The sequence below is a fragment of the Arthrobacter sp. 35W genome, from assembly GCF_000482545.1.
Taxonomy (GTDB): domain Bacteria; phylum Actinomycetota; class Actinomycetes; order Actinomycetales; family Micrococcaceae; genus Specibacter.
This window is the reverse complement of the sequence record NZ_KI519455.1, coordinates 700991-720429: the sequence shown is the minus strand read 5'-3', so window position 1 is coordinate 720429 and position 19439 is coordinate 700991. Positions and strand designations below refer to the sequence as shown.

17 protein-coding genes and 1 riboswitch are annotated in these 19439 nt (G+C 66.1%); of the genes, 10 read left to right on the top strand and 7 right to left on the bottom strand.

What is annotated here, in order from left to right; all coding sequences use genetic code 11:
* Positions 1–10: 10 nt before the first annotated feature.
* From K254_RS0115420 to K254_RS0115410, 3 genes are read right to left on the bottom strand one after another with little or no spacing between them, the layout of a single operon-like run.
* The gene (locus K254_RS0115420) at positions 11–1021 is read right to left on the bottom strand and encodes an alpha-ketoacid dehydrogenase subunit beta (RefSeq protein WP_026556129.1); all 1011 of its coding nucleotides are present in this window, start codon (positions 1019–1021) and stop codon (positions 11–13) included.
* Positions 1018–2043 (bottom strand): thiamine pyrophosphate-dependent dehydrogenase E1 component subunit alpha, encoded by a 1026-nt coding sequence (locus K254_RS0115415; RefSeq protein ID WP_081710178.1) that lies wholly within the window; start codon positions 2041–2043, stop codon positions 1018–1020. The genes K254_RS0115420 and K254_RS0115415 overlap by 4 nt, the downstream gene beginning before the upstream one ends.
* A 43-nt stretch (positions 2044–2086) precedes the next feature.
* A complete protein-coding gene (locus tag K254_RS0115410; protein ID WP_026556127.1) occupies positions 2087–2812 on the bottom strand; it encodes an SDR family NAD(P)-dependent oxidoreductase in 726 nt (241 codons plus the stop codon).
* Positions 2813–2883: 71 nt separating this feature from the next.
* On the opposite strand from K254_RS0115410, the gene K254_RS0115405 reads away from it, so the two are divergent.
* The 6 genes from K254_RS0115405 to K254_RS0115380 all read left to right on the top strand — a co-directional run bounded on the left by K254_RS0115405 (position 2884) and on the right by K254_RS0115380 (position 11512).
* On the top strand, positions 2884–4155 hold the full coding sequence (locus tag K254_RS0115405) for an amidohydrolase family protein (protein WP_026556126.1): 1272 nt from the start codon (positions 2884–2886) through the stop codon (positions 4153–4155).
* Positions 4156–4268: 113 nt separating this feature from the next.
* A complete protein-coding gene (locus K254_RS0115400; protein ID WP_026556125.1) occupies positions 4269–5465 on the top strand; it encodes an ROK family transcriptional regulator in 1197 nt (398 codons plus the stop codon).
* A 160-nt stretch (positions 5466–5625) separates the two neighbouring features.
* Positions 5626–7170 (top strand): multiple monosaccharide ABC transporter ATP-binding protein, encoded by a 1545-nt coding sequence (gene mmsA, locus K254_RS0115395; protein WP_026556124.1) that lies wholly within the window; start codon positions 5626–5628, stop codon positions 7168–7170.
* 57 nt (positions 7171–7227) lie between these two features.
* Positions 7228–8514 (top strand): multiple monosaccharide ABC transporter permease, encoded by a 1287-nt coding sequence (mmsB, locus tag K254_RS0115390; protein ID WP_026556123.1) that lies wholly within the window; start codon positions 7228–7230, stop codon positions 8512–8514.
* A 61-nt stretch (positions 8515–8575) separates the two neighbouring features.
* The gene (locus tag K254_RS0115385) at positions 8576–9673 is read left to right on the top strand and encodes a substrate-binding domain-containing protein (protein WP_026556122.1); all 1098 of its coding nucleotides are present in this window, start codon (positions 8576–8578) and stop codon (positions 9671–9673) included.
* 306 nt (positions 9674–9979) lie between these two features.
* Positions 9980–11512 (top strand): UDP-N-acetylglucosamine 1-carboxyvinyltransferase, encoded by a 1533-nt coding sequence (locus K254_RS0115380; protein ID WP_026556121.1) that lies wholly within the window; start codon positions 9980–9982, stop codon positions 11510–11512.
* A gap of 374 nt (positions 11513–11886) precedes the next feature.
* On the opposite strand, the gene K254_RS0115375 is transcribed toward K254_RS0115380, so the two are convergent.
* The 3 genes from K254_RS0115375 to K254_RS0115365 are packed head-to-tail and all read right to left on the bottom strand — an operon-like array spanning position 11887 to position 13755.
* Positions 11887–13098: an O-succinylhomoserine sulfhydrylase gene (locus tag K254_RS0115375; RefSeq protein WP_035750245.1), complete on the bottom strand. Its 1212-nt coding sequence runs from the start codon at positions 13096–13098 to the stop codon at positions 11887–11889.
* A gap of 19 nt (positions 13099–13117) precedes the next feature.
* The gene (locus tag K254_RS0115370) at positions 13118–13510 is read right to left on the bottom strand and encodes a rhodanese-like domain-containing protein (RefSeq protein WP_026556119.1); all 393 of its coding nucleotides are present in this window, start codon (positions 13508–13510) and stop codon (positions 13118–13120) included.
* Positions 13507–13755 carry a DUF1737 domain-containing protein gene (locus K254_RS0115365; RefSeq protein ID WP_026556118.1) on the bottom strand — a complete coding sequence of 83 codons (249 nt, stop codon included), beginning with the start codon at positions 13753–13755 and terminating at the stop codon, positions 13507–13509. The genes K254_RS0115370 and K254_RS0115365 overlap by 4 nt, the downstream gene beginning before the upstream one ends.
* Before the next feature lie 67 nt (positions 13756–13822).
* Positions 13823–13944: riboswitch (SAM riboswitch) on the bottom strand.
* Between the two features lie 97 nt (positions 13945–14041).
* On the opposite strand from K254_RS0115365, the gene K254_RS0115360 reads away from it, so the two are divergent.
* Entirely contained in the window at positions 14042–14689 is a 648-nt protein-coding gene (locus tag K254_RS0115360) for a Pr6Pr family membrane protein (RefSeq protein ID WP_026556117.1), read from the top strand.
* Between the two features lie 82 nt (positions 14690–14771).
* On the opposite strand, the gene K254_RS0115355 is transcribed toward K254_RS0115360, so the two are convergent.
* Positions 14772–15686 carry an aminodeoxychorismate lyase gene (locus K254_RS0115355; protein WP_026556116.1) on the bottom strand — a complete coding sequence of 305 codons (915 nt, stop codon included), beginning with the start codon at positions 15684–15686 and terminating at the stop codon, positions 14772–14774.
* A 74-nt stretch (positions 15687–15760) separates the two neighbouring features.
* Between K254_RS0115355 and cls the strand changes: the two genes are divergently transcribed.
* The 3 genes from cls (at position 15761) to K254_RS0115340 (ending at position 19438) form a co-directional block, all read left to right on the top strand.
* Positions 15761–17239: a cardiolipin synthase gene (gene cls / locus K254_RS0115350; protein WP_442853059.1), complete on the top strand. Its 1479-nt coding sequence runs from the start codon at positions 15761–15763 to the stop codon at positions 17237–17239.
* A 167-nt stretch (positions 17240–17406) separates the two neighbouring features.
* Positions 17407–18765, top strand: coding sequence for a sensor histidine kinase (locus K254_RS23530; protein ID WP_081710321.1), 1359 nt, complete (start codon positions 17407–17409; stop codon positions 18763–18765).
* On the top strand, positions 18758–19438 hold the full coding sequence (locus tag K254_RS0115340; protein WP_026556114.1) for a response regulator: 681 nt from the start codon (positions 18758–18760) through the stop codon (positions 19436–19438). The genes K254_RS23530 and K254_RS0115340 overlap by 8 nt, the downstream gene beginning before the upstream one ends.
* Position 19439: the final 1 nt, after the last annotated feature.

The following is a 19439-nucleotide window of genomic DNA, read 5'->3' as shown; positions in this document are numbered from 1 at the left end:
CTTTTCCTCCTTAGAGTGACTGCAGCTGACGGGACGGGTTCTGAACGAGCGCGCGGATCGAATCGGTGATCCGCTCCGTCATGGGCAGGACAAACTGCTCCATGACGGGAGCGTAGGGAATCGGTGTGTTGTGGCCGCCCACCCGCATCACGGGGGAGCGCAGCACATCGTGGCAGTTCTCGGCGGCCCAGGCGGCGATCTCGGCCCCGAAGCCACCGCGGGCGGGCGCCTCGTGGGCGATCAGCAGCCGGCCCGTCTTCTCCAGCGATGCCCGCAGCCCCTCGTAGTCGAAGGGCACCAGGGTCCGTGGGTCGAAGACCTCGCAGGAGATGCCCTCCTCGGCCAGTGTTTCGGCCGCGGCAAGGGCATACTCGCGCGTCTTCAGATAGGAGACCACCGTGACATCCGTGCCCGCGCGGTGGATCCGGCCCACGCCGAAGGGAATCGGGTCAACCTCGACGACGTCGCCGGCCGGGCCGCCGCGGCCGGTGTACAGGCCCTTGTGTTCGAAGAACATCACCGGGTCGGGGTCGCGGATGGCGCTCTTCAGCAGCCCCTTGGCATCCTCCGGGGTGGATGGTGCCACCACCTTCAGGCCCGGCACGTGCGTGAACCAGGATTCCAGGCTCTGCGAGTGCTGGGCGCCGGTGGATCCGTTGGTGCCGGTGATCATCCGCACCACCATCGGCGAGCTGAGCTTTCCGCCGGTCATATAGTGCGTCTTGGCCGCCTGGTTGACGATCATGTCCATGGCCAGCATCGAAAAATCGCTGAACATGATCTCGGCAATCGGGCGTCCACCCACCAGGGAGGCACCGACGGCGGCGCCGACGATGGCCTCCTCGCTGATGGGGGAGTCCCAGAGCCGGTCCGGGCCAAAGCGGTCCCACAGGCCCTTCGTGACGCCGAAGACGCCGCCGGACTCGCCCACGTCCTCGCCGATCACGAAGACCGCCGGGTCGCGGTCCATTTCCTCGGCGATCGCCTGGCGGATGCCGTCTGCAAAGGTGAAGTTGGTCATCGGAGGGCCTTTCCGTTGTGGGAATCGACATACACGTGGCGGAGCGCGTCCTCCGGGGTGGGGTGCGGCTGCTCCTTGGCCCATTCGATGTCGCGGTCCAGCTGCGCCTCCACGGACTCCCGCACGGCGTCGAGCTCGGCATCGGTGGCGCCCAGTTCTTCCCGGAGGACCTCGGGGAAGAGCAGCAGCGGATCACGTTTCAGCCAGGCCTCCACCTCCTCCTTGGGGCGGTAGCGGGCCATGTCGCCTTCGAAGTGGCCCTTGTGCCGGTAGGTCTTTGCCTCGATCAACGTCGGGCCCATGCCGCTGCGGGCACGCTCGGTGGCCTCCTCGGCCACCTTTTTCACGGCCAGGACGTCGTTGCCGTCCACCACCACGCCGGGCAGGCCGTAGGCTGCGGCCCGGTCGGCCACGTTCTCCAGCACCATGTGCTCGCTTTGGCGGGTGAATTCGCCGTAGAGGTTGTTCTCGCAGACAAAGAGCACCGGGAGCTTCCACAGCGCCGCCAGGTTCAACGATTCGTGGAACGCTCCCTCGTTGGAGGCTCCATCGCCAAAGTAGGTGACCGCCACGGCCTCGCTGCCGCGGCGCTTCAGCTGCAGTGCCGCCCCCGTGGCCAGGGGGATCCCGCCGCCCACGATGCCGTTGGCACCGAGGAAGCCCAGATCGGCGTCGATCATGTGCAGGGAGCCGCCCTTGCCCGCGTTGTACCCGGTGGAGCGGGCAAACAGCTCCGCATACATCTGGGCCGGATCGGCGCCGCGGCCCATCAGGTGGCCGTGGCCGCGGTGGTTGGAGGTCAGGACGTCGTCCTTGCGCAGGGCGGCGGAGATGCCCACGGCAACGGCCTCCTGCCCGCTGCAGGGATGCAGGAAGCCGGGGATGAATCCGGCGGCCCGCAGCCGTGCGGCACGTTCTTCAAAGCGGCGGATCAGCGTCATTTTGCGGAGGAGTTCAAGCCCCTCCTCCAGGGTGATCCCGGCGGCTGTCCGCGCAGTTGTCCTTGTCAGAGCATCAGTCATGCTGTTTTTCCTTCCTAAGACGAGTGAAAGAACGGGTCGGGGGCTAGGAGGCGGAGAACCCGCCGTCGACCATCATGGCCGAGCCCAAAACGAATGAGGCATCATCGGAAATCAGAAAAGCGGCGGCCGCGGCAATCTCGTCCGGCTCGGCGTAGCGGCCGATGGGGTGCTTGGCCGCAAAGTGGTCCGGCGCCGAACGCTCGGCGTTCAGCTGGCGCAGCAGCGGCGTCATGGTTCCACCCGGGCAGATGCAGTTCGCCCGGATGCCCCGGGCGGCGTACTCGACGGCGATGGACCGCGTGTACTGCAGAATGGCGCCCTTGGCCGCGGCGTAGGAGGCCAGTTCCGGGGCGCCGCACACCGCCGCGGTGGAGCCGAACGTCAGGATGGTGCCCGAGCCCTGCTCAAGCATCTGGGGTATCACCGCCTGGGTGGTCAGGAACGTCCCGAGCACATTGACGTCCAGCACCTTCCGGAAGGTTTCCTCCGGCAGTTCATGGGTGGGGCCCGAGGCCTGGATGCCGGCGACGGCGACGACGGCGTCGATCCCGCCCATGGCGGCGTTCACTTCGCCCACAAGCCTGGCCAGGTCAGCCGAGCTGCAGATGTCAGCCTTGCCCGCATAGCCGGCATTGATTCCCAATTCCGGCTCCGTGAGATCGGTGAGGGCGACGATGGCCCCTTCTTCACTCAATCGACGCGCAATGGCCGCGCCGATTCCCCCTGCTGCTCCCGTAATCAGTACACGGCGATCGGCTAGTCCCCTCATGAGGACCTCCCTTCGGAATTATGCATCATTGCTTGTGACATGTATTACATCATGCCAGTTACAGTAGTGGTATGACCAGTGTTTTTGAGAATACCTTTGTCCTACGCTCGGCGGCCCTTTCCGATGGCGCCACGGCGGATGTTTATCTGAAGAATGGCCTCATTGAACGGGTTGTTCCGTTGGCCGGCGCCGGTGTCCACGCTGCCGGAGGTCCGGATGCGGGCGTGTCGGCAGTCGAGCTGGATCTGGCGGGCTACCTCCTGCTGCCGTCCCCGGTGGAGCCGCATGCGCATCTGGACAAGGCACTGCTGGGCAGCCGCGTCACCAACGCCACGGGGGATCTAGCCGGCGCCATCACGGCGATCATTGAGGCCTACCCCTCCATGACGGGGGATGACATCGGCCGGCGCGGACTCAAGGCGCTGGGGGAGGCCCTCGCCCACGGATACACGGCCGTCCGCACCCATGTCGACTGCCGGGAGGAGATCGGCACGGCCGGGGTGCGGGCCCTGGTGGAACTCCGCGGACGGTTGGCGGGCCTGGCTGACCTTCAAATTGTGGCGCTCGCCGGCGGTGTGGGCGGCCGTGACGGCGCGGCCAACCGGGCCGTCCTTGCCGAAAGTCTGGCGCTTGGTGCAGATCTGGTGGGCGGCGTCCCGTCCCTGGAGGATGACCCGACGGCGTCTCTTGCGGAACTGTTCGCCATGGCGGCCGATCACGGCCGCGGCATCGACGTCCACATTGACGAGACGACGGACGGTGGCACCTTTGTCCTGCAGCAGCTCGCGGAACGGGTGCTGGCCTCCGGATTTGCCGGGCCGGTGACGGCCTCGCACTGCGTCAGCCTGGGCATGCAGGAGCCGGAGGTGGCCCGCAAGACGGCCCGGCTCATCGCAGAAGCTGGGATCTCCGTCGTCGCACTTCCCCAGACAAACCTCTTCCTGCAGGGGCGCGAGACCACCACCCGCAAGCCGCGCGGCCTGACGGCGGTGGAGGACCTGCTGTCCGCCGGTGCCACGGTGGCCGCGGGCGGGGACAACTGGCGGGACCCGTTCAACCCCATGGGGCGCATTGACGCCATGGAAACCGCCTCCTTGCTGGTGTCTGCCGGGCACCTGCTGGTGGGGACCGCCTATGAGTGCGTATCCACGCACGCGCGTACGGCGATGGGCCTGCCCGAGGTGCGCATGGCGCCCGGATTCCCGGCGGACCTGATGGCCATCCGTGCATCCTCCCTGGAAGAGGCCGTGGCCGCGGGCGCCCCGGCACGCATCGTGTTCAAGGGCGGCAGAATGGTGGCCCGGACCGAGGTGGCAACCACCTTGGATCCACTGTTCGGTTGAACCACGGCGGCCCCGCAGCCGATTGCCGCGGGGCCGCCACAGCGCCCGCAACAATCCGGCAGCATTGCATTAACTTATTGACCGCAAAGCATCGATGATGCAAAGTTCTTGGTATGGCCCCCGATGCACCCGTTGTGAGGAAAAGCCGGCCCGGACAGCCCGGGTCCCAGTCAGCCCTGCGGCAGCTCAATCGGACCCGCATCACCGAAGCACTTGCCAGCGGGGGCCCAGCCACCCAGGCGGAACTGTCACGGATCACCGGGCTCTCCACTGCCACCGTGTCCAACATCGTCAAGAGCATGCTGGGTGATGGATTGGTGACGGTGGAACCCACCACGAGCTCGGGGCGCCGGGCCGTCTCGGTTGCCTTGGACGGTCATGGGGCCATCGCCGTCGGCATAGACTTTGGCCGCACCCACGTGCGGGTGGTGCTGGCGACAGTGGGCCACCAGATTGTCGCCGAAGATTCCGTCCGGCTCCCACTTGGCCACCATGCGGAGGAGGGCATCGCTGCTGCGGCAGAGCTGCTGGAACGGCTGCTTGCCCAGGCCAATGTGTCCAGACGCTCCATAGTGGGCGCCGGCGCCGGGATTCCCGGCCCCATCGACAGCCGCAGCGGCACAGTGGTGCAGGGCGCCATTCTGCCTGAATGGGTGGGCATCAACCTGCTCGACCGGTTGGAGGAGGCCCTGGATCTTCCGGTTTTTGCCGACAATGACTCCAATCTGGGGGCCCTGGCGCAAGTGACCTGGGGGCCCCACGCGGCCGTCAGCAACCTGATGTTCCTCAAGATCGGCAGTGGCATAGGGTCCGGCCTCATCCTCAACGGCGCTCCCTACTACGGCCACGTCGGCGTGACGGGGGAGATCGGCCACGCCACCATCAACGAACACGGCCACGTCTGCCGCTGCGGCAACCGCGGCTGCCTGGAAACGGTGGCATCGACAGCCATCATGATCGAGCTGCTGAGCCGCGGCGCCCCGAGGCCCGTGGGCGTGGGGGAGATCGTCGAACGGGCCCTGGCGGGCGATGCCGCGACGCTGCGGGTGGTGGAAGACGCCGGCCTGGCGGTCGGCCGGGCGATCGGCAACGTGGCAAACCTGATCAACCCCGAGGTCATCGTCGTCGGCGGCCCGCTGGCGGGTCTGGGGGAACTCCTGCTGGCCCCGATCCGCCGCGGGCTGCTGCGCCACGCGGTCCCCCTGGTTGGCGAAACCACTGTGCTGGTGATGTCCTCCATGGGCGATCGGGCCGAGGTGCTGGGGGCTGCCTCCCTGGTCTTCCAGCAGCATGGCATCCGCAGAAGTTAATCAGGTCGTTATCTTCTTCATGCGTTAAAGCATTGACGACAAGGGCAAGTTCCACGTTTACTTTTTCCAAGCCCGTGTTGCGTGCATCACAGATCGCCGCGCGGTTGGTTTTGGCGGCATCCCGGCAAAACACGTAGTCAGCTTGGAGGCGAATTACCGCATGGCATCCACCCACCCAGTGATTCTGGAGATGCGCTCGATCACCAAGGAATTTCCCGGAGTCAAGGCACTCTCCGATGTTTCCCTTACCGTCCGGGCCGATGAAATCCACGCGATCTGCGGGGAAAACGGCGCCGGAAAGTCGACCCTTATGAAAGTGCTCTCCGGCGTATACCCCTACGGAACCTACGACGGCGAGATCGTCTACCAGGGGCAGGTCTGCGAGTTCAAGGACATCCGGGCTTCCGAGGCGTCCGGCATCGTCATCATCCACCAGGAACTGGCGCTGATCCCTGAACTGTCGATCACCGAGAACATCTTCCTTGGCAATGAACCCACCCGCTTTGGCATCATCAACTGGAACGAAGCCCGCCAGCGCACCTTGGAGCTGCTGGCCCGGGTGGGTCTGTCGGATGACCCCGACACTCCGGTGAAGGAAATCGGCGTCGGCAAGCAGCAGCTGGTGGAGATCGCCAAGGCCTTGAACAAGTCCGTGAGGCTGTTGATTCTGGACGAGCCCACCGCAGCGTTGAACGAGTCGGATTCCCAGCACCTGCTGGATTTGATCCGCGGCCTCAAGGGCAAGGGCATCAGTTCGATCATGATTTCCCACAAGCTCAACGAGATCGAGGCAGTTGCGGATTCAATCACCATCATCCGCGACGGCAAGACCATCGAAACGCTGAATGTGGCCGCCGACGGCGTTGACGAGGACAGGATCATCAAGGGAATGGTCGGGCGGACGCTCGAATCCCGCTTCCCTGACCATGAACCCAAGATCGGCGAGGTCTTCTTCGAGGTCAAGGACTGGACAGTGGGCCACCCGCAGGTGGCCGACCGATTGGTCTGCAAGGGATCGGCGTTCAATGTCCGCCGCGGCGAAATCGTCGGTTTCGCCGGCCTCATGGGGGCCGGCCGCACCGAACTGGCCCGGTCCATCTTTGGCCGTTCCTATGGCCGCTACATTTCCGGGCAGATCATCAAGGACGGCAAGGAGGTCACCCTCCGCAACGTTCCCCAGGCCATCGACGCCGGATTGGGCTACGTCACCGAGGACAGGAAGTCCCTGGGCCTGAACCTTTTGGACGACATCAAGGCCACCACCGTGTCGGCCGCGCTCCACAAGATCACGCACAACTTTGTCGTCAGCGAAGAGGAGGAGTACGCCGTCGCCGAGGACTACCGCAAGCAGCTGCGCACCAAGACCCCCAGCGTCGATGAGGGAGTGGCCAAGCTCTCCGGTGGAAACCAGCAGAAGGTGGTGCTCGCCAAGTGGATGTTCACCGACCCGGACCTGCTTATCCTCGACGAGCCCACCCGGGGCATCGACGTCGGCGCCAAATACGAGATCTACGGCATCATCCAACGCCTGGCCAACCAGGGGAAGGGCGTCATCGTGATCTCCTCCGAGCTTCCCGAACTGCTGGGCCTCTCGGACCGCATCTACACCATTTTCGAAGGATCCGTCACTGGCGTCCTGCCCAAGGGCGAGGCCAGCCAAGAGAGCCTGATGAAACTCATGACAGCAAAAAAGAAGACTGCCTAACAGCGTGGCTCGCAACAACGACTCCCCGCACCCGGCTTCCAAACCCAAGGAACTTCAATGAAATCCATCAGACAGATCTTCGGAGGCGACCTCCGGCAGTTCGGCATGATTTTTGCCCTCATCATCCTGACACTGTTCTTCCAATGGCGGACCGAGGGACGCACGCTGACGTCCTTCAACCTCCAAAACCTCATCAGCGGCAATGCCTATGTGCTGATCCTGGCCATAGGCATGGTGCTGGTCATCATCGCCGGACACATCGACCTGTCCGTGGGTTCCGTCGCCGCCTTCGTGGGCATCGTCGTCGCCCTGACCATGCGGGACTGGAACCTGCCCTGGTACGTCGGTGTGCTGGTGGGTCTTGTCCTGGGCGCCCTGATCGGGGCGTGGCAGGGCTTCTGGGTTGCCTTCGTGGGCATCCCTGCCTTCATCGTGACGCTGGCGGGCATGCTCCTCTTCCGCGGCGCCAACCAGTACTTTGGCCACTCCAACACGGTTCCGGTCAGCAAGGACTTCCAGTTCCTCGGCGCCGGCTACCTGCCGGAGGTTGGCCCTGACACCGGCTTCAACAACCTCACCCTGCTGCTGGGCCTGCTGCTGGTTGCTGCCGTCGTGTGGGGTGAGATCCGCGCCCGGCGGACCGCGGCAAAGTTCGGCATGGACACCGTGCCGCTGTGGGTCTCGGTCGTCAAGGTCGTCCTGATTGGCGCCGTCGTCCTCTACGCCACCTACCTCTTCGCCACCGGCCGCCCCGGCACCTCCTTCCCCGTCCCCGGCATCATTCTGGGCGCCCTGGTGCTGATCTACGGATTCATCTCCGCCAAGACAGTCATCGGCCGCCACATCTACGCGGTGGGTGGCAACCGCCACGCTGCCGAGCTCTCCGGTGTCCAGAGCAAGAAGGTCAACTTCCTGGTCATCATGAACATGTCGATCCTGGCCGGCCTGGCCGGCATGATCTTCGTGGCCCGTTCCACAGGTTCCGGCCCGTCCGACGGCGTCGGCTGGGAACTCGACGCGATTGCCGCCGTCTTCATCGGTGGCGCCGCCGTCAGCGGTGGCGTGGGAACCGTCGTCGGCTCCATGATCGGTGGCCTGGTGATGGCCATGCTGAACAACGGCCTCCAGCTGCTCAGCGTCGGCGCCGACCTGACCCAGATCATCAAGGGTCTGGTGCTGCTGGCCGCCGTCGCCATCGACGTCTACAACAAGACCCAGGGCCGCCCGTCCCTGATCGGCCTGATGACCCGGAATTTCGGCGGCAGGAACAAGCCGCCGGCCCCTGAAACCACTGCCGATGTACTGCCGAACACCACCACGGAAGTCATCAAGCAGGACTCCTGACAATCCCGATTCCAACCATCTCTACGACAAAGCACCATCCCTTGAAGAGAAAGCGATCATCATGTTGAAGTTCAACAAGACGGCAAAGGCGCTGGCTGCTGTCGCTGCTATTTCCGCCCTTGCCCTCACGGGCTGCGGCCGTTCAGAACCGTCCGGCGGGGGCGCAACCACCGCCGCTGGATTCGCCAAGGATGCCACCATTGGTGTGGCCCTGCCGCAGAAAACCAGTGAAAACTGGGTGTTGGCCGAGGGGTTGTTCAATGACGGACTCACCTCCGCCGGCTTCAAGCCGAGCGTCCAGTTCGCCAACGGTGGCGTGAGCGAGCAGCAGAACCAGATCAGCTCGATGATCACCAATGGCGCAAAGGTCATCATTGTCGGTGCCATCGACGGCGCCCAGCTGGGCACCCAGCTCCAGCAGGCCAAGGACGCCGGCGCTGTCATCATCGCCTACGACCGGCTGCTGCTGAACACCGCAAACGTCGACTACTACGTGGCCTACGACAACTACAAGGTCGGCCAGCTGCAGGGCCAGGCCCTGCTGGACGGCATGAAGGCGAAGAAGGCCGCCGGACCGTACAACGTCGAGCTCTTTGCCGGATCGCCCGATGACGCCAATGCCAAGGTGTTCTTCGATGGAGCCATGAACGTCCTCCAGCCCAAGATCGACGACGGAACGCTCGTCGTCGTCTCCGGCCAGAAGACCTTCGAGCAGGCCGTGACCCAGGGCTGGAAGGCGGAGAACGCCCAGAAGCGCATGGACACCCTGCTGGCCGGCAACTACACGAGCACGGAACTGGACGGCGTCCTGTCTCCCAATGACACCCTCGCCCGCGCGGTCATCACCTCGGTGAAGGCCGCCGGCAAGCCGATCCCGACCGTCACCGGCCAGGATTCCGAGGTTGAGTCCGTCAAGTCCATCATGGCCGGAGAACAGTACTCCACCATCAACAAGGACACCACGGCACTGGTCAAGCACTCCATCCAGATGGTGCAGGACCTGCAGGCCGGCAAGACGCCGGAGATCAACGACCCCACCTCCTACAACAACGGCACGAAGGTTGTTCCGGCATTCCTGCTGGTTCCCCAGATTGTCACCAAGGCCAACGCGGCCCAGCAGTACGCCAATGACAAGATCCTTGGCCCGCTGACCAAGTAGCTGTTGGCGGGCTTGCCGCCCGGCACCATGTCCACCACGATGGGGCCCGGATCGACGTGATCCGGGCCCCATCGCCTGTGCCCGGGGGTTTGGACGCGGCGTGGCGGGGGCCGGTGCGATTCTGCCGCACGGCTGCGGGCATATAGTTGGTAGCGGGTGCCCGCCGTGTGGCTCGGCCCTCTTTTTGGGCACCGGCCACTGTGCAAATATCGCACCAGTCGGATAAATTCCCGACAAATTGTCCACATCTTGTGAGAATCGCCGCATTTTCGCGCCGAATATGCTTTCCGTGATATAAAAGTGCTTATGACTCAAGAGGCTGCAGAAACCGTAGGAGTCCTGGTCCGGGACGCACGTTCGGACAAGGGTTGGACGCAAGGGCGGCTCGCTGCGGAACTGGGCACCAGCCAAAGTGCTGTGGCCCGGATGGAGCAGGGCAAGCAGAACGTCAGTCTGAAGATGATCCAGCGCATGGAGACCATCTTTGGCCGCAGCATCGTCAGCGTGGGCAGCGGCCTCAAGAAGCAGGTCACGCACCTGCGCGTCGTCGGCGGCCGTGAACTCTCCGGCAGCGTGGACGTCAATTCCTCCAAGAATGCCGGCGTCGCCCTGCTCTGCGCCTCGCTGATCAACCGCGGCACCACCACGCTGCGCCGTCTGGCCCGCATCGAAGAGGTCAACCGCATCGTGGAGCTGCTGACGTCCATCGGCGTCGAGTGCACCTGGCTGAACGCCTCCGATCTGCAGATCCGCCGCCCGGCCGTGCTGGACCTGGACTCCATGGACGTGGAGGCGGCCCGCCGCACCCGCAGCGTCATCATGCTGCTGGGCCCGCTGCTGGACGAGTCCACCAGCTACCGCATCCCCTACGCCGGCGGCTGCGACCTGGGCACGCGCACCGTGGAGCCGCACATGCAGGCTCTGCGCGAATTCGGCCTGGACGTCACGGCCCACGCGGGCTTCTACGGCGTGCAGGCCCCCGAGAGCGACGCCGAGGACCGCACCTTTGTGCTGACCGAGCGCGGGGACACCGTCACGGAGAACGCCATCATGGCCGCCGCGCACCGCGAGGGCACCACCGTGATCCGCAACGCCAGCCCCAACTACATGGTCCAGGACCTCTGCTTCTACCTGCAGGGTCTGGGCGTCACCGTCGAGGGCATCGGCAGCACCACGCTGACCATCACCGGCAAGTCCCGCATCGACGTCGATATCGAGTACTCGCCGTCGGAGGATCCGATCGAGGCCATGAGCCTGATCACCGCCGGCATCGTCACCAAGAGCCAGGTGACCATCAAGCGCGTGCCGATCGAGTTCATGGAGATCGAGCTCAAGGTGCTGGAGCAGATGGGCTTCAAGTACATCAAGTCCGCCGAGTACCGTGCGCACAACGGCCACACCCGCCTGGTGGACATCACCACGCTGCCGTCCACGCTCAAGGCCGCCACGGACAAGATCCACCCGATGCCGTTCCCGGGCCTGAACATCGACAACCTGCCGTTCTTCGCCGTCATCGCCTCCATGGCCGAGGGCACCACGCTGATCCACGACTGGGTCTACGAGAACCGTGCCATCTACCTGACGGAGCTGAACCGCCTGGGCGGGCGCGTGCGCCTGCTGGATCCGCACCGCATCGACATCACCGGCCCGGTGGCCTGGCGTGCCGCGGAGATCGGCTGCCCGCCGGCCCTGCGCCCTGCCGCCTGCATCCTGCTGGCCATGCTGGCCGCCAAGGGCACCTCCGAGCTGCGCAACATCTACGTGATCGAGCGCGGCTACGAAGACCTCGCCGAGCGCCTGAACACCATCGGCGCCGAGATCGAGTACTTCCAGGACTAAAACTGTGCAACAGATAACGCTCTCAAACTCGTGTTTGGGAGCGTTATCTGTTGCACAGATGACGACGACGGCGACGGCGGGGACGGCGGGGCCTTGCCGGCGCTTGGACACGGCCCGGGAGCGTCGGCCCGCGCGCTGGGCGGACTACCCGCCACGCCCGGCCGCGATGCGCGCCTACGCAAGGCCCCGCCGCCACCTGCATGCCCCGGCCCCAGCCCCGCGGCCACCGCGCCAACCCCGTCGCCCCGTCGCGCCGTCGTCGAGCTTAAACAACTGTGCGACAGACAATGCTGCCAAACTACGTGTTTGGGAGCATCGTCTGTCGCACAGATGACGACGACGACGGCGGGGGCCCGACGTCGTCGCGCGTGGCGTTAGATCGCCGAGAGGGCCTGGGCCAGGTCCTTGGTGAGGTCCTCGAGGTCCTCCAGGCCGACGGAGAGGCGCAGCACGCCGTCGGTGAGGCCGATGGCCGCACGGCCCTCGGGGCCCATGGCCCGGTGGGTGGTGGTGGCCGGGTGGGTGATCAGCGACTTGGCGTCGCCGAGGTTGTTGGAGATGTCCACGACGTTCAGCGCGTTCAGCAGCGCAAACGCCGCATCCTTGGCCGTGCCGTCTGCCGGGGTGGCCAGCTCGAAGGTCAGCACGGTGCCGCCGGCCTTCATCTGCGCCTTGGCCAGCTCGAACTGCGGGTGCGAGGGCAGCAGCGGGTACTTCACCCAGTTGATGGCCGGCTGCTGTTCGAGGAACTCGGCCAGGGCCAGCGCGTTGGCGGAGGAGTGCGCCACCCGCAGCCCCATGGTCTCCAGCCCCTTGGTCAGCACCCAGGCGTTGAAGGAGGACAGTGCAGGCCCGGTGTGCCGCATCAGGTTCTTCACCGGTCCGTCGATGAACTCCGTGGTGCCCAGAATGGCGCCGCCCATCACACGGCCCTGGCCGTCGATGTGCTTGGTGCCGGAGTAGACGATGACGTCGGCCCCGAGGTCGCCGCACTTTTGCAGCAGCGGCGTGGCGAAGACGTTGTCGGCCACCACCTTGGCACCGGCGGCATGGGCCAGATCGCAGACGGCGCGGATGTCCACGATCTCCTGCATCGGGTTCGACGGCGACTCGAAGAAGACCGCCGTCGTCGGCACGGACAGCGCCTCGCGCCACTGGTCCAGATCGGGTCCGTCGACGAAGACCGTCTCCACGCCCCAGCGCGGCAGGATCTCGTTGAGGATCACAAAGCAGGAGCCAAAGAGCGAACGGGAGGCCACCACGCGGTCGCCGGCGGCCAGCAGCGCGCCGAGGGCCGTGAAGACGGCGGACATGCCCGACGCCGTGGCGAAGCAGGCCTCGGTGCCCTCCAGCAGGCGCAGGCGCTCCTGGAAGGTGGCGACGGAGGGGTTGCCGTAGCGGGAGTAGACAAAGCGGTCCACCTCGCCGGTGAACGCCTGCTCCGCGGCCTCGGCCGAGTCGTAGACGAAGCCCGAGTTCAGGAACAGGGCCTCGGAGGTTTCCTGGAAGTTGGTGCGGTCCAGCCCGCCGCGGACGGCCTGCGTGTCGGGGGCCCAGCCGGTGGCGTTGGGATTGAAATTGCTCATCAGATTCCTTTAGTGCTTGCTATTTCCAGGGCAGCTGGCTGTTTTTCCAGCCGTTCAGCACCCTGTCGCCGTAGGCATCGGGCTGGCCCTCAAAACCCTCCAGCACGTTGTACGCGGTGAAACCGGCTGCCGTGGCCACCTCGGCGGCGGCGATGGACCGAACACCGGAGCGGCAGAGGAACACCAGCTCGGCCTCGGCGGGCACGGCGGCCGACAGTTCGGAAAGGAAGGCGGGGTTGGGCGTGCCGCCGGCCAGGTTCCACTGGATGAACAGCGGGGTGGTGTCCAGGGCGGAGGTGTCGGGGACGCCGATGTGGGCCCATTCGCCCTCGGTGCGCACGTCCACCAGCAGGGCTCCGGCCGCTACCTTGTCCCAGGCCTCGGCGGGTGCCAGGTCGCCGGCGTAGCTCATGCGTGGCCCTCGCCGTCGTACTCCAGGTCCTGGACGGCGCTGGCGATGGCGGCGTCGGAGGCGGCGACGGCGTGCGGCAGGACGACGGCCTGGGCAGCCACAACATTGGTCCCGTTGAAGGTGACGGAGGGGCTGCCGTGCAGGATGTAGCCCTCGGCGAGGGCAGCGGAGATGCGCTCACAGAATTCGCGGTTGTCAGGCCCGGTGATCAGCCGGTAGGCCAGGGGGGCTTCTTGGTCGGACATGCTTCTCCTCCATTGCAAGCGGCGGGGAGCAAGCGGGAGGGTGGCCAAAAGAGACTGCGCCACGAGGCGTCCACACTTGCAAGCCTGCGCCGATAATCACTAGGTTTGCCGAGTATTCACCCAAGGCACCCCGCTGGAACAGAGGGTTGCCGGCCAGCAAGTCGGGGCTTGGCACTGGCACTCATTACTCAGGGAAAAAGTAACATACGGCACGCCGCGCAGGGTAAAAATGCCGACGATTGTGGCATTGCATGAAGACGCGGCGGCCGGATGGCAGGATGGGCCCATGAACAAGCGAATCGTCCTCATCGCCGCCCGGCTGTTCTTCGGTGTGCTGGCCCTCGTCGCCATCGGCTCACAGCTGGTCATCCACATCGGCAACGGCTACAGCGTGGTGAACTTCTTCAGCTACTTCACCAATCTGTCCAACCTGTTCGCCGCCGTCGTGCTGATCATCGCGGCCGTCCACCTGATCACCGGCAAGGAGGGCACCCGCACCGGCGACATCATCCGCGGCTCCTCCGTGGTGTGCATGGCGCTGGTGGGCATCGTCTTCAGCGCCCTGCTGCGCGATGTCGACCTGGGCTCGCTGCAGCCGTGGGTCAACACCACGCTGCACTACATCATGCCGATCGTCGTCGTGGCGGACTGGCTCGTCCAGTCGCCGCAGCGTCCGCTGGCCTACGCCAAGCTGTGGGTGTGGCTGGTCCCGCCCGTGCTGTACCTGGTCTACTCGCTGGTCCGGGGTGCGGCCACCGATTGGTACGCCTACCCGTTCCTGAACCCGAACACCTCCGGTGGCTATGGCGCCGTCGCCCTGACCTGCGTGGGCATCACCGTCACGTTCCTGGCGGTCAGCGTGCTGCTGGCGTTTGCCGCCAACAAGCTGCGCCCGCTGGTGCAGCTGCCGGCCGGCGAGCTGCAGCCGGCCTAGGCAGCACTTAAGAGAGCCGACGACGGCGGGCCGGGTTGCGCACCCGGCCCGCCGTCGTTTTTCTGTCTAAACCTGTACTGCCTTATTCGGTGGCGGCCAGGGCTGCGTCGAGCAGCGCCGTGAGCTCGGCCGTGAGCTCGGTGCGCACCTCGGCGGTGCCGATTTCGGTGCCGTCAATGGTGTTCACCGGTGCCAGCAGGCGGATGCTGGAAATCAGCCACACGGCGTCGGCGTCCATCAGGTCCGCGGGCAGCACCGGCCCGTAGCCCAGCTCCCAACCGGCCGCCTTCGCCGCGGCGAACAGGGCACCCTGGGTGGTGCCGGGCAGGATGCCGCTGTCCAGGGCAGGGGTGATGAGCCGCTTGATGGGCACACCGCCGTCGTCCTGGACATGCGCCAGCAGCACCGACGACGTCGGGCCCTCCAGCACGCGGCCGTCGGAGCTGGTGAAGATGACGTCGTCAGCACCCTGGGCGTGCGCGTGGCGCAGGGCCGCCATGTTCACGGCGTAGGAGAGGGTCTTGGCGCCCAGCAGCAGCCACGGGGCGCGCTCGGCGACCGAGGAATCGTAGCCGCGGTCCAGCAGCAGCACATCGACGCCGTCGCGGCGCTGGGCCTCGCCCACGGGCGACGGCGCTGAGGCCTGGACCCAGGTGGTGGCCCGGTTCGCGCCCTCCACGCCGCGGGTGGCGATCAGCTTCACCACCACCTCGCCGCTCTCTGTCCCGGCGGCCTTGGCAAACGCTCCCAGCGCCGTGCCGATGGCGAGCTGCCAGTCCGCGGCGGCGGGAATGTCCAGATCCATGGCGCGGGCGGAGGAGGCGAGGCGGTCCAGATGCGCCTGGACCTTGCGGGGTTTGGCGTTGACCGCCAGCATCGATTCAAAGATCCCGTCGCCGCGGGTGGCGCCCTGGTCGGTGGCCATCAGGGCCGGCGCGGAGGCATCGGCCACACGGCCGGCGGGAAAAGCGGGATCCAGGAACACCAAGACAGTCATGGATCCAGCTTAGTGTTCGACGGCGGCCCGGTAGGCTGGGGCTTCGACCGACGCCGACCTGTGGGGGTAATGAAGTGTTGTGGACGGGCCTTCCCTGGGATGCCGCGGCAACGTGGTTTACCCTGCTGCTCTATGTGGCTGACCTGGTCATCCGGGTCATTGTGCTGGGCGTGATCCCCGGCAACCGCCGCCCCACCACGGCCATGGCCTGGCTGCTGTGCATCTTCTTCCTGCCCACCGTCGGTCTGCTGCTGTTCCTGATGTTCGGCAACTTCCGCCTGTCCCGCCGCCGCCGCGACTACCAGGCGGAGGTCAACCAGCGGGTTCTGGAGGCCACGCGGGAGATTGCGCTGAAGACGCCGCCCTATGATGGCCCGGAATGGATCGATTCCGTGGTCGGCCTGAACCGCCGGCTGGGCTCCTTCCCCTCGCTGGCCGGCAACAAGGTGGAGTTGATCGGCGGCTACCAGGAGTCCCTGGATGCCATGGCCGACGCCGTCCGGGAGGCCACTGACTACGTCAACGCCGAGTTCTACATCATGAGCACCGACGACTCCACCGAGAATCTGTTCCGCGAGCTGGAGGCCGCCGCTGCGCGCGGTGTGCGGGTGCGGGTGCTGTTCGACCACATCGGCTCGCTGCGGGTCCCCGGCTACGGTGCCATGCTCCGCCGGCTCAAGCGCAGCCAGATCCAGTGGCGGCGGATGCTGCCGCTGCTGCCGGTCAAGGGCCAATGGCGCCGGCCGGATCTGCGCAACCACCGCAAGATCCTGGTGGTGGATGGGCGGATCGGCTTCACGGGTTCCCAGAACGTCGTCGAGCCTTCCTACCGGAACAAGAAGCACCATCGGGCCGGACGGACCTGGGTGGAATTGATGGCCCGGCTGGAGGGGCCCATCGTGGGCACTCTGAACGTCATGTTCGCCACCGACTGGTCCGCCGAAACCGAGGAGGACCTGGAGGACCAGCTGGCCTCCCACCACTGGGACACGCTGCCGGGGGAGGTGGTGTGCCAGGTGGTGCCCAGCGGCCCCGGCTTTGTCACCGAGAACAACCTCCGCCTGTTCAACACCCTGCTGTACTCCGCCCAGCACCGCATCACCATCTCCAGCCCCTACTTTGTGCCCGACGATTCGCTGCTCTACGCGATCACGACGGCGGCCCAGCGGGGCGTGGAGGTGGAGCTGTTTGTCTGTGAATCCGGCGACCAGTTCCTGGTCCACCACGCCCAGCGGTCCTACTACGAGGCGCTGCTGAAGGCCGGGGTGCGGATCTACCTCTACGCCAAGCCCAAGGTGCTCCACGCCAAGCACTTCACTGTGGATGAGGATGTGGCGGTGATCGGCTCCAGCAACATGGACATGCGCAGCTTCTCGCTGAACCTGGAGGTGACGGTGATGATGCTGGGCATGGACATCGTCGAGCGCATGCGCAAGGTGGAGGACAGGTACCGCGCCACCTCGCGCGAACTGCTCCTGGAGGAGTGGGCGGAGAGGCCCGTCTTGGCCCGCTACGTGGACAACGTCGCGCGGCTGACGGCCACGCTGCAGTAGCGCGCCGCGTTCGACGGGCGGCTTGCGGTTCCGCCGTCGTTCCTGGCGGGCGCGGGGGCCGCCGGTTGGCCCGAAGGATGGTTTTGCTGGCCCGCGGGTGGAGACCGGGTGGAATGGGCGCGGCGGCACTCCACGCCGTGGATAGTGTGGCTGGCATGGAACAGTTCATGAAATCAGCGCGGTATTGGGGCGCCCCCGTGGCGGCCGTCGTTTTCTTTTACCTGTGGTGTGTGGCGGAGGCGGGGCGGATGGGGCCTTGGCCCGGCCTGCCCATGTGGTCCGGCAGCATACCGCTGGTGCTGGCCACATTGGCGATAGCGGTGTCCGTCCGGCTGCCCTATGTGTCGCTGGGCGCGACGGCGGTGTTGCTGCTGGGGCAGCTGGTCCATGCCATCCCGGCCATGTATGCCAACCATTGGGCCATCTACCTGGGCTCGTTCATCGCGCTGGGCTTCACGCTCTGGACGGCCCGCCCGAAGGTGCGGATGGTGGCAGGCATTGCCAACCTGGTGTTCGCCGCGGTCATGGCCTTTCTGATGGTGTCGTGGCGCTATGGCGGCGGAGTCGGCTGGTTCCCGCCCACCTACTTTGGAGACCGGGGCCAATTGCCGAAATACGGGTGGACGGCGTTCGCGGTCCTGGTGATGGTTGCCGGCGCGTGCGCCGCGGTGGGGCTGCTGTTGGCGTTGTACCAGGAGCGGGGCTCGCTGTTCCGGGACCGCATTCTCGCCCAGAGCAACCTCAAGGAGGCCGAGATCGAGCTGATTGTTGAGCAGGAGCGGACACGCATCTCCCGGGATCTGCATGATTCGCTGGCCCATTCGCTGGCTGTCATTGCCGCCCAGGCCGACGGTTCCCGCTACCTCAGCACCGGCCAGCCCAAGGCCGTTCTGGATGCCCTGGACACCATTGCCACCTCGGCCCGCAGCGCTCTGGTGGATGCCCAGCGGGTCATTGAGGGCGTGGGCGGCGGCATGGCGGCCCCGCAGCCGCGGTTCAGCGACGTCATGCCGCTGATTGAGCGGATGCGCCAGGGCAGCCTGAAGATCGAGCACAGCGAGTCCGGTGGACCCGTTGAGCTGAGCCCCGGGCAGCAGCTGGCGGTGTTCCGGATCGTCCAGGAATGCCTGACGAATGCCCTCAAACATGGCGGCCGCGGCACCTTTGTCCGGGCGCATTTCGATTGGAGCGGCCCGGGGCTGACCATCCACCTTGCCTCGGATCTGCCGTCCAGCCGCGACACCGCACAAGACGACGACGACGGCGGGCGCGTCGGCCGGGGCATCCCCGGAATGCGCGAGCGCGCACACCTGGCAGGCGGCTGGCTGACGTCCGGCCCGGATGGCGAACAGTTCCGGGTGACAGCCTTCCTTCCCTACGGGACGCGCGCCGGAACGGCCGAGCTGGAGCCGGCCCTGGCCGCCGGCGCGCAGGCTGCGGCAAAGGTTTCATCCGTGGTGGCTGCCTCGACTGGATTGCAGCCGCGGGCAGCCATCGAAGGACCCGTGGGCAGTGGACGTGGCTGACCCCGGCGGGCGCATCCTTGTGGCACTGGTGGACGACCAGCCGCTCTTCCGGGCCGGGATCCGGATGCTGGTGGAGAGCCAGCCCGACATGGAAATGGTGGGGGAGGCCGGCGACGGAGAGGAAGCTGTCGCCTTGGCGGCGGCCAGCAGCCCCGACGTCATGCTGATGGATCTGCGCATGCCGGTGATGGATGGGGTGGAGGCAACCCGGAGGATTTCGGAAATGTCGGTGGCGGCCGGCGTCGACAAGCCCCGGATCATTGCCCTGACCACCTTCAATCGCGACCAATCGGTGGTGGCTGCGGTGCAGGCGGGCGCCAGCGGCTATCTGCTCAAGAGTTCCGAGCCGGAATTCCTGCTGGCGGCCATCCGCACCGTCTACCAGGGGTACTCCGTGATCGCGCCGGGATCCGTCCATGAGTTGTTCCAGCACGCGGCCCGGACGGTCCGGGCCGCCGGGCCGGACTTGTCGGTCATTGAAGTCCTGTCCGTGCGCGAGCGTGAGGTGTTCCTGTTGGCGGCGAAGGGGCTGGGAAATGCCGACATTGCCCGGACCCTCTTCGTCTCCGAAGCCACGGTCAAGACCCACCTGCGCAGCGTCATCACCAAGCTGGAGCTGCGCACCCGCATCCAACTGGTTGCGTTTGCCTACGAACACCGTCTGCTGGGGTAGG

Coding starts and splice junctions, on each gene's coding strand:
- K254_RS0115420 (WP_026556129.1), bottom strand. CDS start 1,021: ATGACCAACTTCACCTTTGCAGACGGCATCCGCCAGGCGATCGCCGAG.
- K254_RS0115415 (WP_081710178.1), bottom strand. CDS start 2,043: ATGACTGATGCTCTGACAAGGACAACTGCGCGGACAGCCGCCGGGATC.
- K254_RS0115410 (WP_026556127.1), bottom strand. CDS start 2,812: ATGAGGGGACTAGCCGATCGCCGTGTACTGATTACGGGAGCAGCAGGG.
- K254_RS0115405 (WP_026556126.1), top strand. CDS start 2,884: ATGACCAGTGTTTTTGAGAATACCTTTGTCCTACGCTCGGCGGCCCTT.
- K254_RS0115400 (WP_026556125.1), top strand. CDS start 4,269: ATGGCCCCCGATGCACCCGTTGTGAGGAAAAGCCGGCCCGGACAGCCC.
- mmsA (WP_026556124.1), top strand. CDS start 5,626: ATGGCATCCACCCACCCAGTGATTCTGGAGATGCGCTCGATCACCAAG.
- mmsB (WP_026556123.1), top strand. CDS start 7,228: ATGAAATCCATCAGACAGATCTTCGGAGGCGACCTCCGGCAGTTCGGC.
- K254_RS0115385 (WP_026556122.1), top strand. CDS start 8,576: ATGTTGAAGTTCAACAAGACGGCAAAGGCGCTGGCTGCTGTCGCTGCT.
- K254_RS0115380 (WP_026556121.1), top strand. CDS start 9,980: ATGACTCAAGAGGCTGCAGAAACCGTAGGAGTCCTGGTCCGGGACGCA.
- K254_RS0115375 (WP_035750245.1), bottom strand. CDS start 13,098: ATGAGCAATTTCAATCCCAACGCCACCGGCTGGGCCCCCGACACGCAG.
- K254_RS0115370 (WP_026556119.1), bottom strand. CDS start 13,510: ATGAGCTACGCCGGCGACCTGGCACCCGCCGAGGCCTGGGACAAGGTA.
- K254_RS0115365 (WP_026556118.1), bottom strand. CDS start 13,755: ATGTCCGACCAAGAAGCCCCCCTGGCCTACCGGCTGATCACCGGGCCT.
- K254_RS0115360 (WP_026556117.1), top strand. CDS start 14,042: ATGAACAAGCGAATCGTCCTCATCGCCGCCCGGCTGTTCTTCGGTGTG.
- K254_RS0115355 (WP_026556116.1), bottom strand. CDS start 15,686: ATGACTGTCTTGGTGTTCCTGGATCCCGCTTTTCCCGCCGGCCGTGTG.
- K254_RS23530 (WP_081710321.1), top strand. CDS start 17,407: ATGAAATCAGCGCGGTATTGGGGCGCCCCCGTGGCGGCCGTCGTTTTC.